This window comes from Streptomyces sp. C36, from assembly GCF_040932295.1.
Classification (GTDB): Bacteria; Actinomycetota; Actinomycetes; order Streptomycetales; family Streptomycetaceae; genus Streptomyces; species Streptomyces triculaminicus.
Map to the genome: position 1 here is coordinate 124,603 of NZ_JBFQGI010000007.1, position 15,352 is coordinate 139,954.

Sequence of the window (15,352 nt, forward strand, 5' to 3'; positions counted from 1 at the left end):
GGCCCGGCGCGCGTCTAAGACAGCCACTTCTTCCACACCTCCGGGTGCTTGTGCACCCACCGCTCGGCCGCCTTGTCGGCCGGCAGCTTGTCCTCGGCGATCATCTGCGCCACCTCGTTCTGGTCCGCCTTGGTCCAGTTGAAGTTCTTCAGGAAGCGGGCGGCCTTGCCGCCCTTCTTCGTGAACTCGGTGTTCAGGAACTTCTTCAGGGGCGTCGTCGGGTAGGCGCAGTCGACCGTGGACGGGTCGGCGGTGCCCTTCTCGGCGCAGGTGTCGGTGTACTTCGGGAGCTTCACCTCGACCATCGGCACCTCGTTGAAGAGCCACTGCGGCTCGTACCAGTAGGTCAGGAAGGGCTTCTTGTCCTTCGCGTACTGCTGGATCTGGGTGATCTGGGCGGCCTCGGAACCGGCGAAGACGACCTGGTAGTCGAGCTTCAGGTTCTTCACCAGCGCCTTGTCGTTGGTGACGTAGGACGGGGAGCCGTCCAGGAGCTGGCCCTTGCCACCGCTCTCCGGGCCGCGCATCTGCCCGGCGTACTTGTTCAGGTTCTTCCAGTCCAGGACGTCCGGGTGGGCGTCGGCGAAGTACTTGGGCACCCACCAGCCGATGTGGCCGGTGACGCCCAGGTCGCCACCGTCCGTCACGGTCTTCTTCTGCGTGACGTAACGCTTCTCCTGGTCCGGGTGGCCCCAGTCCTCCATGATGGCGTCGACACGGCCCTGGCTGAGGGCGTCCCAGGCCGGGACCTCGTCGACCTGGACGGTGTCCACGCGGTAGCCCAGCTCGTGCTCCAGCAGGTACGTCGCGACCGCCGCGTTGGCGCGGGCGCCGACCCATGACTGGACGGAGAGGGTGACCGTCTTCGTGCCCGCCGCGTTCGCGTAGGGCGAGGACTGCTTGGTCATGTCCGCCGCGCCGCAACCCGTGGCCGTGACGGCCGTGACGGTCGTCAGGCCGATGGCCGCGGCGGTGATCAGTGCTTTTCTCATGTCCGTCTCAGCCCTCCTTCGGCTTGGTCGGCTGGGTGACCCGGTCGAGCATCAGGCCCAGGCAGGCGATCGCCGTACCGGCCATCAGGCCGGTCGCCAGGTCGCCCTGGGCCAGGCCGAACACGACCTCGTAGCCGAGCGCGCCGCCGCCGACCAGGCCGCCGATGATGACGACCGACAGCACCAGCACCACGGCCTGGTTGACCGCCAGCAGCAGCTCCGCCCGGGCGAGCGGGAACTGCACCTGACGCAGCTGCTGCCCGCCCGTCGCGCCCAGCGAGCGGGCCGACTCGAGCGCCGCCGGATCGGCCTGGCGCAGACCCTGGCTGACGATGCGGACCACGGCCGGCAGCGCGTAGACGATCGCGGCCGCGGCGGCCGGCGCCCGGCCGATGCCGAACAGCGCGACGACCGGGATCAGGTAGACGAACTGCGGCATGGTCTGGAAGACGTCCAGAACCGGGCGCAGCAGCCGGTCCACGCGCGGGCTGCGGGCCGCGACGACCGCGACCGCGAAGCCCAGGACGAGCGTGACGACGACCGCCGCCAGCACCTGGGAGAGGGTGTCCATGGCCAGGTTCCAGCGGCCCAGCACGCCGATCGCGGCGAGTGAGAGGACCGCCGTCACCGTCGTGCGCCAGGTGCCGATCAGCCAGGCCAGGGCGGCCACGATCATCAGCGCGCCCCACCAGGGGAGGCCCTGCAGGCCGTCGCGCAGCGGGTCGAGGACCCAGCCGGTGTAGTGGGCGGCCCAGTCGGCCGTGCCCCCGATGCCGGGGATGCCGCTGTAGAGGTGGTCGACCATCCAGTCCTTGGCGCGGTTCACCGGGGGCGCTATCGCTACGGTCCAGTGGTCGGGCCAGGGGCTGGCGCCGACCAGGCGGCCCAGCGCGGCGACCGCGGCGATGCTCACCGCCCACGTGGTTGCCGTTCGGGTGCGGGCCCGTGTCTGGTTGTGCCCACCCGTTCCGCCTTGCGGAACGCCTGCCCACAACCGTGGGCGGGCGGAGCCGGAAGTCGTGCGGTCCAGGACGATCGCCAGGAGGACGATCGGGATTCCTGCTGCCAGGGCGCTGCCTACGTCTACGGTCGACAGGGCCTGGTAGACGCGGTCGCCGAGGCCGTCGGCGCCGATGACGGAGGCTATGACGGCCATGGAGAGGGCCATCATGATGCTCTGGTTGACGCCCAGCAGCAGTTCCCGGCGGGCCAGGGGCAGCCGAGCGGTCAGGAGGCGCTGGCGGCCGGTGGCGCCGAGGGAGTCGACGGCCTCCAGCACGCCCTGGTCCGTACCGCGCAGGCCCATCGCGGTGAGCCGTGCCATCGGCGGGGCCGCGTAGACGACCGTGGCCAGGACGGCCGGCGCCACGCCGATGCCGAAGACGAGGACCACGGGCAGCAGGTAGGCGAAGGCGGGGAGCGCCTGCATGGTGTCCAGTACGGGCCGCAGCGCCCGGAACGTACGGTCCGAGAGCCCGGCCGCGAGGCCCAGGAGCGCGCCGACGGCGACCGACGCCGCTACGGCGACGATCATCAGCGCGAGGGTGCGCATCGTCGGCACCCACATGCCCAGCAGCCCGCACACGGCGAACGAGGCGAGGGCGGTCACGGCCGCCCGTACGCCCGCCAGGCGCCAGGCCAGCAGCGACGCGCCCGCCGTGACCCCGGCCCAGCCGAGGGCGAGCAGCACGAGATACACGCCGCGCACCGCCGTGATGATGGCGTTGCTGATGTGCCCGAAGAAGTAGAGGAAGAGCCAGTGGCCGTCGCGGTTGTCGATGATCCAGTCGTTGGCGCGGCCCAGGGGGCCGGCCAGATCGACGGTCAGCGCGTCGGGCCAGGCGCCGCTGCCCCAGCGGGCCGCCGCGAGCGGCGCCAGGACGGCGGTGACGGCGCCAAGCAGCAGCAGCTTGCGGGCGGCCGGGCGGCGCAGGGCGGCACGCAGCCGGCCCGGCGGAGCCACGGCCCGGGGCGGGACGGTGGTGGTGGCGGAACTCATGCGGCCGCCTTCTTCAGGGAGTGCACCCGGCCCGGTATCCGGTCCAGCCCCGCGACGATGCTCAGCAGGGACTTGAAGTCCACGATGCCCAGGCACCGGCCGGCGTCCATCACGCGTGCCGGGGCGCCCGTGCGGGCGACGGCCTCGATGGCGTCGGCGACGGTGGTTGCGGGGTTCAGCGCGGGGCCGGCCTCGGCCTCGCCGGCGCCGCGGACGGGGCGCATGGCGCGGCGGACGGTGAGGACCTGCTCGCGCGGCACGTCCCGGACGAAGTCGCGGACGTAGTCGTCGGCCGGGGAGCCGACGATCTCCTCGGGGGTGCCGCACTGCACGACGCGGCCGCCGCGCATCAACGCGATGCGGTCGCCGACGCGCAGCGCCTCGCTGAGGTCATGGGTGATGAAGACCATCGTGCGGCCCTCGTCGCGGTTGAGGCGTACGACCTCTTCCTGCATGTCGCGACGGATCAGCGGGTCGAGGGCGCTGAACGGCTCGTCGAACAGCAGTACTTCGGGGTCGGCCGCCAGTGCTCTGGCCAGGCCCACGCGCTGCTGCTGGCCGCCGGAGAGCTGGCCGGGGCGGCGGGCCTCCATGCCCGCGAGGCCGACCTTCTCCACCATCTCGGCGGCCTTGGCCCGGCGCTCGGCCTTGCCGACGCCCTGGATCTCCAGGCCGTAGGCGACGTTGTCGAGGACCGTGCGGTGCGGCAGCAGGCCGAAGTGCTGGAAGACCATGGCGGCGCGGTGCCGGCGCAGGTCGCGCAGGGCGCCCTTGTCCATGCCGCGCACGTCCTCGCCGTCGATGGCGATGGTGCCGGACGTCGGCTCGATGAGCCGGGTCAGGCAGCGTACGAGGGTGGACTTGCCGGAGCCCGACAGGCCCATGACCACGAAGCACTCACCGGGGCGGACGTCGAAGGAGACGTCGCGGACGGCGACCGTGCAGCCGGTCTTCTCGCGCAGCTCCTCCGGCGAGAGGTCCGCCAGGTCGCTGCCGGGCACGCGCTCGGCCTTGGGGCCGAAGACCTTCCACAGGTTGCGGACGGAGAAGACGGGAGCCGCCCCGTCCGTCGCGTTCTGCCGATTCTCCACGTGGGCGTTCAGGCTCTCGGCGTTCGTATCGACGGTAGGCATCTTTATGCCTCACCCCCTTGGGTAGCGGCCTCGGCCAGCAGTTCGGCGCACTTCTCCCCCACCATCAGCACACCGATCATCGGGTTCACGGCCGTCATCGTCGGGAAGACCGACGCGTCGGCGATACGGATACCGTCAAGGCCGCGAATGCGCAACTGCGGGTCCACAACGGCGAGTTCGTCGCCCGTGGCGCCCATACGGCAGGTTCCGGCCGGGTGGTAGACGGTGTGCGCGACCTTGCGGGCGTACTCGCTGAGGTCCTCGTCCGAGGTGACCTCCGGGCCCGGACAGACCTCGCGCTTGAGCCAGCCGGCGAGCGGCTGGGTCCTGGCGATCTCGCGGGCGAGGCGGATGCCGTCCACGAGCGTGCGGGCGTCGTAGTCCTCCTCGTCCGTGAAGTAGCGGAAGTCGAGGGCGGGCTTGACGGCCGGGTCGGCGCTGGTGAGGTAGAGCCGGCCGCGGCTGCGCGGCTTGGGGATGTTGGGGGTCATCGACACGCCGTGCTCGGGCTTCTCGTAGCCGAGCCGCTCGGGGTTGTCGGTGAAGGGGATCTGGTAGAAGTGGAACATCAGGTCGGGGCCGTTCGCGGCCGGGTCGCGGCGTACGAACAGGCCCGCGTCCGAGTCCATCGCGGAGTTCTCCGGGATCGGCCCGTCCGTCTCCCAGACGATGACCGACTCGGGGTGGTCGAGGAGGTTCTCGCCGACGCCCGGCAGGTCGTGGACGACGGGGATGCCCAGCGCCTCCAGGTCGGCCTTGGGGCCGATGCCGGAGTGCATCAGCAGCCGCGGGGTGTCCACGGCGCCCGCGCACACCAGGACCTCGCGCGCGGCCTCCACGTAGACCTCCTCGCCCTCCTTGGTGCGGACGTGCACGCCCTTCGCCCGGGTGCCGTCCAGCTCCAGCCGGTGCGCCCAGGTCTCCAGCATCAAGTGGAGGTTGGGGCGGTCGAGGAAGGGGTGGAGGTAGGCGACGGAGGCGGAGGAGCGCTTGTTGTTCTCGGGGTGGTAGGCGAGGTCGAAGAAGCCCACGCCCTCGTGGAAGGGCTTGGCGTTGAAGCCCTCCACGCGCGGCACGCCGGCCGCCTCGCGCGCCGACTCGACGAAGTCGCGGGCGATGGCGTTGCGGTCCTTCTCGTCCACCGGAACGATGTTGTTGCGCAGCCGGGAGAAGTACGGGTCCATCGACTCCGCGCCCCAGCCCTCGGCGCCCGCCTGCTCCCACTCGTCCCAGTCGCCGGGCAGCGGCTTGAACGAGATGAGCGTGTTGTGCGAGGAGCAGCCGCCCAGGACACGGGCGCGGCTGTGCCGGATGTGGGAGTTGCCGCGCGGCTGCTCGGTGGTCGGGTAGTCGTAGTCGAGGTCGCCGCCGAGCAGGCCGAGCCAGCGGCGCAGGGTCAGGACGTCCTCGCGGTCGACGTCGGAGGGGCCGCCCTCGATGACGGCGACTCTGATGCCGGGGTCCTCGGTGAGGCGGGAGGCGATGACGGAGCCGGCGGTGCCGCCGCCGATGACGACGTAGTCGTAGACGGGCATGGTGGGGGTGAACTCCTTCTGCGGCAGGAAACGCTCGCGTTGCCGCGGCTCCGCATCGCTGCGGTTCCGCGACGCCCACGGGGGCGGGCTGCTGCGCGTACGAAACGTTTCTGTACGTCGGTGCGTACGAGCGGGGGTGCTGCGGGCGTCAGCCCGCGAACCAGCGCACCGGCTTCGGCTCGAGGTTCTGGTAGACGTGCTTGGCCTCGCGGTACTCGGCCAGTCCGGACGGGCCGAGCTCGCGCCCGATGCCCGACTTGCCGAAGCCGCCCCACTCCGCCTGGGGCAGATAGGGGTGGAAGTCGTTGATCCACACCGTGCCGTGACGCAGCCGGCCGGCGACGCGGCGCGCCCGGCCCGCGTCCTTCGTCCAGACCGCGCCGGCGAGCCCGTACTCGGTGTCGTTGGCCAGCGCCACGGCCTCGTCCTCGGTGTGGAAGGTCTCCACGGTGAGGATGGGGCCGAAGGTCTCCTCGCGTACGACCTTCATCTCGCCGTGGCACAGGTCCAGGACGGTCGGCGCGTAGAAGTAGCCGGTGTCCGGGCGGACGTCGCTGGGCTCCGGACGCCTGCCGCCGCAGCGCAGCGCGGCGCCCTCGGCGAGCGCGTGGGTCACATACGCCTCGGTCTTGGCGAGCTGCTGCGCGGAGACCAGCGGGCCGCACTCGACGCCCTTCTCGGTGCCCCGGCCCAGCCTGATCCGCTCGGCGCGGCGGGCCAGCTCGGAGACGAAGCGGTCGCGCACCGACTCCTCGATGATCAGGCGGGAGCCGGCCGAGCAGACCTGGCCGCTGTGGATGAAGGCGGCGTTGAGGGCCTGGTCGACGGCGGTGTCGAAGTCCTCGTCGCTCTCGCAGGCGTCGGCGAAGACGACGTTGGGGTTCTTGCCGCCGAGCTCCAGGGCGACCTTCTTGACGGTCGGCGCGGCCGCCGTCATCACCTTGGTGCCGCTGGCGAGCCCGCCCGTGAAGGAGACGAGGTCGACGTGCGGATGCTCGGCGAGCCGGGCGCCGACGGGGTCGCCGCCGCCCGTGACGAGGTTGGCGACGCCGTCCGGCAGCCCTGCCTCGGCCAGCAGCCGCACCAGGTGCACGGTGGACAGCGGGGTGACCTCGCTGGGCTTGACGACGAAGGTGTTGCCGGCCGCCAGCGCCGGGGCGATCTTCCAGCTGGCCTGCAGCAGCGGATAGTTCCAGGGAGTGATCAGCGCGCAGACACCCACCGGCTCGTGCACGACCACGCTGTGGACGGTGTCCGAGCCCGCGTCCACGACGCGCCCGGGGCCCTCGGCCACCACCAGGTCGGCGAAGTAGCGGAACGCGTCGCGCACGCAGTCGACGTCGATCCGGCCCTCCTCGAGGGTCTTGCCGGTGTCCCGGCTCTCGATCAGCGCGATCTCCTCGCGGTCCCGCTCGAGCAGGCCGGCCACCCGGCGCAGCAGCGCGGCCCGCTCGGCGACCGGAGTGCGCGGCCAGGGGCCCGCCCCGTTGTCGAACGCGCGGCGGGCGGCGGCCACGGCGGCGTCGGTGTCCGCCACGCCGCCCTCGGAGACGGTCGCGAGGACCGTGGCGTCCGCGGGGTCGAGGACCTCCCGCTGCGCCCCGGACGCGGCGGCGCGCCACACCCCGTCGACGTGGATGGTCTCGAGTGACGACATGACTTCTTTCCTTGCCTTCCGGTGGTGAACGGTCACGTCGCCGGACCGGGCCGCCACGGGCGGGCCCGGGACCGACAACGGGACGCCCCTAACCAGAGGGGAGAAACCTATGCCTCCTTTTTCACAAAGAGTGACGCGAGTCACTCAGCGTTGCGCCTGTCGGCCGCGCCCCTGGGCGCCTGTCAGCGGCCGGGGCTGGGGGCCGGGACCGGCGGGTAGCTGAACCGGAAACGGCCGGCAGTGGAACCGGCAGTGGAACCGGCAGTGGAACCGGACGTCGTGCCATAGGTGGACCCGTACGTGGAGCCGTAGGTGGAGCCATACGTGGACCCGTACGTGGATGCCCCGGACGACCCGGAGGTGGACCCGTAGGTCGACGACCCGGAGGTCGAACCGGACGTGGTGCCGTAGGTGGACCCGTACGTCGATCCGTAGGTCGAGCCGTACGTGGACCCGTACGTGGAGCCGTACGACGAACCGTAGGACGTCCCCGGGCTCGGGGTGGCGGTCGCGCTGGGCGTACCGCCGAGGCCGCCGCCGCTGCTGCCCTGGTCGTCGTCGCGCATGGCGGCCCGGGTGCCGATGCCGATGGCGGTGAGGAGTATGACGCCGGCCAGCACTCCGGCGAGGATCGACGCGTGTGTGGGCCTGGTGGGCAGGGGTTCGTCCTGGGGCCCGGGGGACGCGTCGGGGTCGTCCACCCACTTCTGCAGTTCGGCGTCCCAGTAGCTCATGTGCCTCGCCGCCCTACGCCAGTAACTGGCTGATCGCCTGGACGACGGCGGCGGCCGACGCCAGCGCCCCGACGGCCGTCGCGCCGCCGGTCAGCAGCTCGCGCAGGCGCGTCAGCCGGCCGCCACGGGTCCGGCCGTCCTGCCGGGCGTCCTCCTCGAGGCCCTCGAGCTCCTCCTCGAGCTCGGCCAGCGGCTCGGTCCGCGCGAAGCGGGGCAGGTCCAGCCGCAGGTCCCGTACCGCCGCGAGCAGCTCGGGCGACACCGTCAGCAGCCTGCGCGAAGCGTCCACCGCCCGTGCCTCCCGGCCCGCCGCGGCCGCGCCGCCGGCCATCTCGCCGATGGCGATGCCGCCGTCGGACGGCACCGGCACGGGGGCGGGCACGTCGCCTCCGCCGGCGGGCCGGTCGGTCCGCTCGGAGCGGTCCTCCGCCTTCGCGCCCGGCCCGCTGGCCGCCGCGCCCCCGGTCATGCGGCCGATGGAGATGCCACCGCCGCCGTGATCACGCTGTCCGTTCGTCATCGTTTCCCGCTCCCCGTGACGTTCTTCGCCTCCGCGCCCGCACCGCTGGCGACCGCGCCGCCGCTCATCGAGCCGATGAAGACGCCGCCCTCGTTGATCTGCACGATCTGCTGCTCGAACTGGTCCGTCTCATAGCCCTGCGCGCGCAGCGCGTCCCGCACACCGCTGGCGATCCGGTCCTGGACCGTCTTCACATAGCGGCTGATGTCCATCTCCTGGAACAGCGATACCTGCGGCACCGCGCCCATCTCCCGCACCGAGCCGGCCGGGCCGTCCGGCACCGCCCGCCGCGGGTCGGCGAGCCAGGTGCGGAAGCCGGAGACGGCCGAACGCACCGTGGACACCGCGGCCGCGAACCCGGCGGCCGGCGCCGTCAGCAGCGCCCGCACGCCGTCGCGCACGAGGTCGTCCTCGCCCCGCGAGGCGATCACGTCGACCGCCCGGAACTCCGGCCGCACCGGCGGCAGCACGTGCGGGGCGACCTCCAGGACTAGCATCCCGCCCTGGGTGTGCACCCTGACCAGCACGGACACCACGACCTGCTCGTCCCACGCGCCGACCCGCACCCGCAGGAAGTAGCGGCGCGCCTCGCCGCCCTCGTTCACCGACTCGGCGAGGTGACGCCGGACGATCTGCTCGTCGTAGGCCACGCCGGTGCGCTGCGGGCCGACCGGCAGATAGACGAACTCCTCGATCTCCAGGTCCTTCAGCCGGTCCCGGCTGGTCGCCGCCGCGGCCTCGCGCAGCGCCTCCAGCCGCGGCCGGATCAGCTCCACGACCGTACGGCCGGTGAACGGCGCCGGACCGTCGGGCGCGGCGCCCTTGCGCCTCTTGAGCTCCAGGGCGAACGACCACGGCTCGTAGGGCACGCCCATGCCGATGAACGGCCGGTAGGCGTCGTAGATCGTCAGACCGGCGTACTGCTCGCGGTCGATGGAGCGCGCGATGCGGTGGTGGTACGTGGACGTGGGCACCGCCCGCGGCAGCGCCAGGAACGCCTCCCGGTTCAGCTCGTCGCGCATCACGGCCGCCACCCGCTGACGGTGCATCCACACGGGCAGCACCAGCAACAGCGGGAAGATGATGCCGACCCAGTTCTCGGCCCCCTGGTACAGCGCCCAGAACGCGAAGACCCAGTACGCCAGCGTCAGCACCGGAATGCCCACCGGCAGCAGCACGCGCAGCGCGGCGTTCCCCTTCAGCGCCTGGCGCAGGGTCCGCCTGTCGACGACGTACGGCGCCGACCCGCGCCCGGCGGCGGTGTGCGCGGCCCAGTGCGCCATGCAGACCACGGCATACGCCGTCGACCACAACGGCACCGGCAGCTCCATCCCCTCCGGGGTGGACGCCACGTCGACGGCGATGAACCCCGTCCAGAGGGCGAGCAGAAGCAGTGCGGTCAGCGTGTCCTGACCACGGGCGCGCAGCGCGTGGGTGAGCACCGGCACCACGTCCACGCCCAGCGAGGGCGCGACCGGTCGTTCTTCATGTTCCACCAGCTCTTCGATGACCCGGCGGCGGAACTCGATGTCGAGGTAGGTCCCCGCGCAGAGTAACCGTGTGGCCTCTGTAGGGGACTCGTGGACGGACTTGCTCATGAACATCCCCCGATCCGTCGAACTCACCTGCGAATTACATGAGTTGACGTAATTTCGGAAGTACTCAGAATAAGCCACAAGGGCCGCACCCGACCCCGCCCGGAACCGCTTTTACGGGCCTGAAAGCGTCACAGAACGTGTGCGCGAACGGCGGAAACGGCCTGACGCACGCGAACGCCCCCGGTGGCCATGGGCCGCCGGGGGCGTCGCGCGTGTGCGATCAGGCGATCGGCCCGGATCGGGGTCGGTCGGGCGATCGGGCCGGATCGGGTCGGGTCAGAGGAGGCCGAGACCGCGGACGGCGTCGCGCTCCTCCACCAGCTCCTGGACCGAGGCGTCGATGCGGGAGCGGGAGAAGTCGTTGATCTCCAGGCCCTGGACGATCTCGTACTTGCCGTCCTTGCAGGTGACGGGGAAGGAGGAGATGAGGCCCTCGGGGACGCCGTAGGAGCCGTCCGAGGGGATGCCCATGGAGGTCCAGTCGCCCTCGGCGGTGCCGTTGACCCAGGTGTGGACGTGGTCGATGGCGGCGTTGGCGGCGGAGGCGGCCGAGGACGCGCCACGGGCCTCGATGATCGCGGCGCCGCGCTTGGCGACGGTCGGGATGAAGGTGTCGGCCAGCCACTGCTCGTCGTTGACGACCTCGGCGGCGTTCTTGCCGGCGACCTCGGCGTGGAAGATGTCCGGGTACTGGGTGGCCGAGTGGTTGCCCCAGATCGTCAGGCGGCGGATCTCGGAGACCGCGACGCCGGTCTTCTTGGCCAGCTGCGAGATGGCGCGGTTGTGGTCGAGGCGGGTCATCGCGGTGAAGCGCTCGGCCGGGACGTCCGGGGCGGCGGCCTGGGCGATCAGGGCGTTGGTGTTGGCCGGGTTGCCGACGACGAGGACCTTGATGTCGTCCGCGGCGTGGTCGTTGATGGCCTTGCCCTGCGGCTTGAAGATGCCGCCGTTGGCCTCGAGCAGGTCGCCGCGCTCCATGCCCTTGGTGCGGGGGCGGGCGCCGACGAGCAGCGCGACGTTGGAACCGTCGAAGGCCACGTTCGGGTCGTCGGTGATCTCGATGCCGCGCAGCAGCGGGAAGGCGCAGTCGTCGAGCTCCATGGCGGTGCCCTCGGCGGCCTTCAGGCCCTGCGGGATCTCCAGCAGGCGCAGCTTGACCGGCACGTCCGCGCCGAGAAGGTGACCGGAGGCGATGCGGAAGAGCAGCGCGTAGCCGATCTGACCGGCCGCGCCGGTGACGGTGACATTGACGGGAGTGCGGGTCATGGCGATCTCCTGCTGCGAACTGAGGTGGGTGTCCCTGCCCATGTGGTCGATCTCTCTTGGTGTCAAGAGATCGGGGCTCAGGCTATCCGACCGGGCACGCCCCGGTCCCCCGACCCGGTGTGGGACGCCTCACCGTCCACCCGCGCCGCCCCAGCCGCCGGCCGTCCGCGCGCCGCCACCGGCCGCCGGACCCCGCCCGGGCCCGGCCTCCGCGCTCAGCCGGTGGGCCCCGGTTGGACCGGGCGGGCGGCGCGCGGCAGGGTGCAGCCCTTGCGGCCGGACATCAGCTGCGCGCACGCCGATGCCTGGCTCGAGTCGGCGACGGCGATCATGCGGGTGTGCCCGTCGGCGCCCCGGTCGACGGTGCCGCTCTCGGCGCGGGCCTGGGCGCCCGTGGCGCTTATGCGCAGGGTGTCGCCAGGGGCCGCCTGGGTGATGCGGGCCCAGGCGGCGCCGCAGACCTTGCTGTAGCGCACCTCCAGGTAGGAGGCGCCGACGGTCGCGGAGCCGGCGGTGGTGGCGTGCTTGCCGCCGCAGCCCATGGTCTCCGGGTCCTTGCCCGCGCAGTCGTTTCCGGCGCACTTCACCCCGTCGGGCGCCTGCAGTGCGGGGCTGGTCGCGCTCGGCGTGGGGACCGCCCCCTGCGCCGTCCGGCTCTCGTCGTCGGCGCCGAGCAGCAGGACGGCGGCGGCGATGACGAAGAGGGCGCCGACCGCGCCGACGGCGAACAGCACGGCGTTACGGCGGGGGCGGCGGGGATCCTTGGAAGCCTTGGGGCCCTTGGGAGTCTTGGGGCCCTTGGGGGCCTGGAGGGGGATCGCCTTGGCCCGTACGTCGCGTGACTCCGGCCCCTTGGGCAGGCCGGTGACGGACGCGGCGGGCTCGCGGGGCGCCGCCGCCGGCTCGTTCGCCGAACGGCCCGGCGGCTCGTCCGCCGGCTCCTTCGGCGGGACGCCCTCGCTGCGCAGGGCGGTACGCATCCGGCCCGGCGCGGCGCGCCGCTCGCCCTTGCCCCCCTCGGCGGCGGGCGACGGGCCGAACTCGCCCAGCGCCGCACGGGCCTCGGCGACCCGGATGGCCTCCATCGTCACGTCGTGCCGCAGCTCCGACCGGCTCCAGGACCGTTCGGCCAGCTCCCACAGGATGCCCAGATGGCCGACGTCGGTGCCCGTGACCTCGGCCAGCGCCTCCGCCGCGCCGCGCGGCGGCAGCAGCCGGCCGTTGAGATAGCGCTCCCAGGACGTCTTGCTGTAGCCGGTGCGGTCCGCGACGGCGGCGATGCTCAGACCGCTGCGTTCGACGAGTCTGCGCAGTTGTTCGGCGAACTCGCGCACCTGCGGGTCGAGTTCTTCCGGTAGCGCCCTCCAACGAGGCATTGCTCTCCCCTGTCCCCCGGTACGAACGGTGTGGTGTCCCCGTATCGCTGCGCTTCCCCTCCACAGCCTCGCTTGCGGCTACCCACGGGGATGCCCGATACCAGCATGTCAGTTCCCAAAGGGGCGGCGCACGGTGGCATTTGGGGTTGATCAAGCCCATGGGGCGCACGCCCCTGGGGCATGCCCGGCGCCTCCGCAGGTTGACGTTGCGTCACTCCGTGGTGACGCGACCTGTCAACTTGATACGGAAAGGCGAACTCGTACCGGAACGGTCACCTCCGCGCCACAGGGCCGCGGCGGATCTTGATCATGCCGTTTCCCGCCATGATCCTCGATGGTGAGCAGGCAGCCCGTCCTCCCACGGGGGTGGAGGACGGGTCGCCGGCTCTCCTCCACCCCGTTACTACCCATTTGCACGCTTCCTACGCGGACGCGACGCAGGCCCGGCGCCGCCCGGCGCGGCCCGGCACGCGCCAGGTGACGCCAACACGCCACGTACCGCGCGTCAACCGCCGTACCGCGTCAACCGCCATCCGACGGCAGCACCAGAGTCCGTGGCACCGTGAAGCACTCGGGGGCGCCGCCGCCGGCCGGGCGCAGACAGACGCGGGGTGTGTGAAGGTCCTTGACCACCGTCATGGCGGTGGCCAGGTACTGCTCCGTGTCCCGCTGAGTCGCGGCCGTGGCCCCCTTGTCGTCGGCACCCGGCACGGCCAGCTCGATCCGGTCGCCGAGGCGCAGATTCGTGCCGCGCGCCCACACGGTCCCGCAGTCCTTGCCGTAGCGGATCTCCAGCCGCTGCCCTCCGGCCGCCCTGCGGCTGAGGAGCGTCATCGGATGCGGCAGACCGCACGCCATGGAGAGGGCGTCGACGCCGTCGCACTCCGTGTCCCGGCAGGCCGGCTCCTGCTTCTGCTGGTACGCGGGAGTGGTGGCGGCGAGGCTGTCGGGCCGCCGCTCGCCGGAGGCGTTCCGGCCCGCGGTGAGGAAGAGGACCAGGGAGACGGCGGCAGTGAGCGCGGCGGCGCCGGACAGGACCAGAGTCCTGGTGGAGCGGCCGGACAGTCCGCGTAGGCCGCCGCCCGCCTTCCTCCCGGAGGGCTCTCCGGGGGACGCGTCCTCGGGCGCGGACCGGGTCTCGGCCGGCCCATCCGTCGCAGCGGTCCTGGCGGTCGCAGCTGCCCCGGTGGTCGCAGCGGCCCCGGCAGTCGCGGCGGTCGCGGAACCGGATCGTCCGCTCCATGCCTGCTCGGCCAGCTCCCACAGCGCCACCAGCCGCCCGGCGGGCTCCTCCGCCAGCCCGCACAGCGCCTCGACCGCCTGCCTCGGCGGCAACTTCTTGCCGTTGAGATAGCGCTCCCAGGACGACTTGCTGAAGGGCGTGCACCCGCCCAGCGCGGCCAGGCTCAGCCCCGTACGCTCCCTCAGCTCGCGCAGCTCGGAGGCCAGCCGGGCGCACTCCCCCGGAAGGCGTCGTTCACCGCTCACCGGCGCAGCTCCCCCCAGGTGTCCGGGCCGACGATGCCGTCGACGACCAGCCCTCGGTCCTTCTGGAAGTCCTTGGCCGCCTTCTTCGACCGCTCGCCGTAGGAGCCGTCGGTGATGCCGGGGTCGAAGCCGTGGTGCTTGAGCAGGCACTGGGCCTCCACGACCTCCCAGCCCGACGTCTTGAGGTCCATCAGCGTGCTGTGCGTCGCGCTGTACCCGGCGCGCAGCTCGCCCTCCTGGCGCCGTACGTCGCACGGGCGGCCCCGGCCCTGGACGAAGACGAACGTGGCCTCGGTGTTGCCGGTGCCGGCGGGCCGCCTGTCGTCGTCGTGCCGCCAGGGGTGGGTGGTCAGCAGGGTGGCGGCCAGGGCGGCCGCCAGGACGACCACCGCGCCCGAGAGCACCCACGTCGTCCACCGCCGCCGGTCCGCCACGGGGGCGGTCCCGCCGTCGTCCGCCGGGTCGCCGGCCGCGGCCTCCTCCGTCCACGCGTCCGCCGCGACCTCGTGGAGCACCAGCAGGCGGGTCGGGTCCGTACCGCACACCCGCGCCAGCTCCTCGACGGCGTCACGCGGCGGCAGTTGCTTGCCGTTGAAGTACCGTTCCCAGGACGAACGGCTGTAGGACGTCTTGACCGCGAGCGAGGCGAGGCTGAGCCCGCTGCGGTCCTTGAGTCTCCTGAGCTGTACGACCAGCTGCCGGACGCGCTCGTCCAGCGATGCGGGTAATTCCTTCCAACGCGGCATGCTCCACCCCATACGCGTCACGGTCGCCCCCGAGGCAACAAGCCTCCTGCCGCACATGATGGCGACGCCCGCGCACCGGTTCCGCCCACATCAAGAGGCGAGTGCGACTTCCGGCCACGCGCGCGATGCCCCCACCGTCCCACCACGACGTCGTGGGACCCGGCTTCTCCACAGGTCAGGGCGTGGGACGTCCCACGATGACCCAACTCCCCGGAATCGTCTGGTGGATGCGGATGTGGCGCATCAGAGTCATTCCCGTACACCGTCATTCCCGTACACCGCCGAAAAGCCGACGGCGGCCCGTCCTC

General features: G+C 72.2%; 12 protein-coding genes. All 12 read right to left on the bottom strand.

The annotated features are described in order from the left end of the window. Window positions 1-14: 14 nt before the first annotated feature. The 12 genes from AB4K12_RS21870 to AB4K12_RS21925 all read right to left on the bottom strand — a co-directional run bounded on the left by AB4K12_RS21870 (window position 15) and on the right by AB4K12_RS21925 (window position 15,044). A complete protein-coding gene (locus AB4K12_RS21870; RefSeq protein ID WP_368435804.1) occupies window positions 15-992 on the bottom strand; it encodes an ABC transporter substrate-binding protein in 978 nt (325 codons plus the stop codon). A 7-nt stretch (window positions 993-999) separates the two neighbouring features. After that, window positions 1,000-2,991, bottom strand: coding sequence for an ABC transporter permease (locus tag AB4K12_RS21875; protein WP_368435805.1), 1,992 nt, complete (start codon window positions 2,989-2,991; stop codon window positions 1,000-1,002). Then, complete coding sequence (locus AB4K12_RS21880) at window positions 2,988-4,124, bottom strand: glycine betaine/L-proline ABC transporter ATP-binding protein (RefSeq protein ID WP_368435806.1); 1,137 nt, start codon at window positions 4,122-4,124, stop codon at window positions 2,988-2,990. The genes AB4K12_RS21875 and AB4K12_RS21880 overlap by 4 nt, the downstream gene beginning before the upstream one ends. A 2-nt stretch (window positions 4,125-4,126) precedes the next feature. Next, complete coding sequence (locus tag AB4K12_RS21885) at window positions 4,127-5,659, bottom strand: GMC family oxidoreductase (protein WP_368435807.1); 1,533 nt, start codon at window positions 5,657-5,659, stop codon at window positions 4,127-4,129. 148 nt (window positions 5,660-5,807) lie between these two features. Then, on the bottom strand, window positions 5,808-7,316 hold the full coding sequence (locus tag AB4K12_RS21890) for an aldehyde dehydrogenase family protein (protein ID WP_368435808.1): 1,509 nt from the start codon (window positions 7,314-7,316) through the stop codon (window positions 5,808-5,810). A gap of 182 nt (window positions 7,317-7,498) precedes the next feature. Beyond that, complete coding sequence (locus tag AB4K12_RS21895; protein ID WP_368435809.1) at window positions 7,499-8,050, bottom strand: hypothetical protein; 552 nt, start codon at window positions 8,048-8,050, stop codon at window positions 7,499-7,501. A 13-nt stretch (window positions 8,051-8,063) separates the two neighbouring features. Then, window positions 8,064-8,570, bottom strand: a complete 507-nt coding sequence (locus tag AB4K12_RS21900) for a hypothetical protein (RefSeq protein ID WP_368435810.1) — start codon at window positions 8,568-8,570, stop codon at window positions 8,064-8,066. Next, a complete protein-coding gene (locus AB4K12_RS21905; RefSeq protein WP_368435812.1) occupies window positions 8,567-10,195 on the bottom strand; it encodes a hypothetical protein in 1,629 nt (542 codons plus the stop codon). Before AB4K12_RS21905 ends, AB4K12_RS21900 begins: the two co-directional genes overlap by 4 nt. Before the next feature lie 249 nt (window positions 10,196-10,444). After that, complete coding sequence (locus AB4K12_RS21910) at window positions 10,445-11,434, bottom strand: malate dehydrogenase (RefSeq protein ID WP_368435813.1); 990 nt, start codon at window positions 11,432-11,434, stop codon at window positions 10,445-10,447. A 215-nt stretch (window positions 11,435-11,649) separates the two neighbouring features. After that, window positions 11,650-12,810, bottom strand: coding sequence for a DUF2690 domain-containing protein (locus AB4K12_RS21915; RefSeq protein ID WP_368435814.1), 1,161 nt, complete (start codon window positions 12,808-12,810; stop codon window positions 11,650-11,652). Window positions 12,811-13,332: 522 nt separating this feature from the next. Then, complete coding sequence (locus tag AB4K12_RS21920; RefSeq protein ID WP_368435815.1) at window positions 13,333-14,298, bottom strand: helix-turn-helix domain-containing protein; 966 nt, start codon at window positions 14,296-14,298, stop codon at window positions 13,333-13,335. Further along, window positions 14,295-15,044, bottom strand: coding sequence for a helix-turn-helix domain-containing protein (locus AB4K12_RS21925; RefSeq protein WP_368435816.1), 750 nt, complete (start codon window positions 15,042-15,044; stop codon window positions 14,295-14,297). Before AB4K12_RS21925 ends, AB4K12_RS21920 begins: the two co-directional genes overlap by 4 nt. Window positions 15,045-15,352 lie beyond the last annotated feature (308 nt).

What these genes read in the sequence shown, in the direction of transcription:
- AB4K12_RS21900 (WP_368435810.1), bottom strand. Translation starts at nt 8,570, where the DNA reads ATGACGAACGGACAGCGTGATCACGGCGGCGGTGGCATCTCCATCGGC.
- AB4K12_RS21895 (WP_368435809.1), bottom strand. Translation starts at nt 8,050, where the DNA reads ATGAGCTACTGGGACGCCGAACTGCAGAAGTGGGTGGACGACCCCGAC.
- AB4K12_RS21880 (WP_368435806.1), bottom strand. Translation starts at nt 4,124, where the DNA reads ATGCCTACCGTCGATACGAACGCCGAGAGCCTGAACGCCCACGTGGAG.
- AB4K12_RS21890 (WP_368435808.1), bottom strand. Translation starts at nt 7,316, where the DNA reads ATGTCGTCACTCGAGACCATCCACGTCGACGGGGTGTGGCGCGCCGCC.
- AB4K12_RS21915 (WP_368435814.1), bottom strand. Translation starts at nt 12,810, where the DNA reads ATGCCTCGTTGGAGGGCGCTACCGGAAGAACTCGACCCGCAGGTGCGC.
- AB4K12_RS21910 (WP_368435813.1), bottom strand. Translation starts at nt 11,434, where the DNA reads ATGACCCGCACTCCCGTCAATGTCACCGTCACCGGCGCGGCCGGTCAG.
- AB4K12_RS21925 (WP_368435816.1), bottom strand. Translation starts at nt 15,044, where the DNA reads ATGCCGCGTTGGAAGGAATTACCCGCATCGCTGGACGAGCGCGTCCGG.
- AB4K12_RS21870 (WP_368435804.1), bottom strand. Translation starts at nt 992, where the DNA reads ATGAGAAAAGCACTGATCACCGCCGCGGCCATCGGCCTGACGACCGTC.
- AB4K12_RS21885 (WP_368435807.1), bottom strand. Translation starts at nt 5,659, where the DNA reads ATGCCCGTCTACGACTACGTCGTCATCGGCGGCGGCACCGCCGGCTCC.
- AB4K12_RS21875 (WP_368435805.1), bottom strand. Translation starts at nt 2,991, where the DNA reads ATGAGTTCCGCCACCACCACCGTCCCGCCCCGGGCCGTGGCTCCGCCG.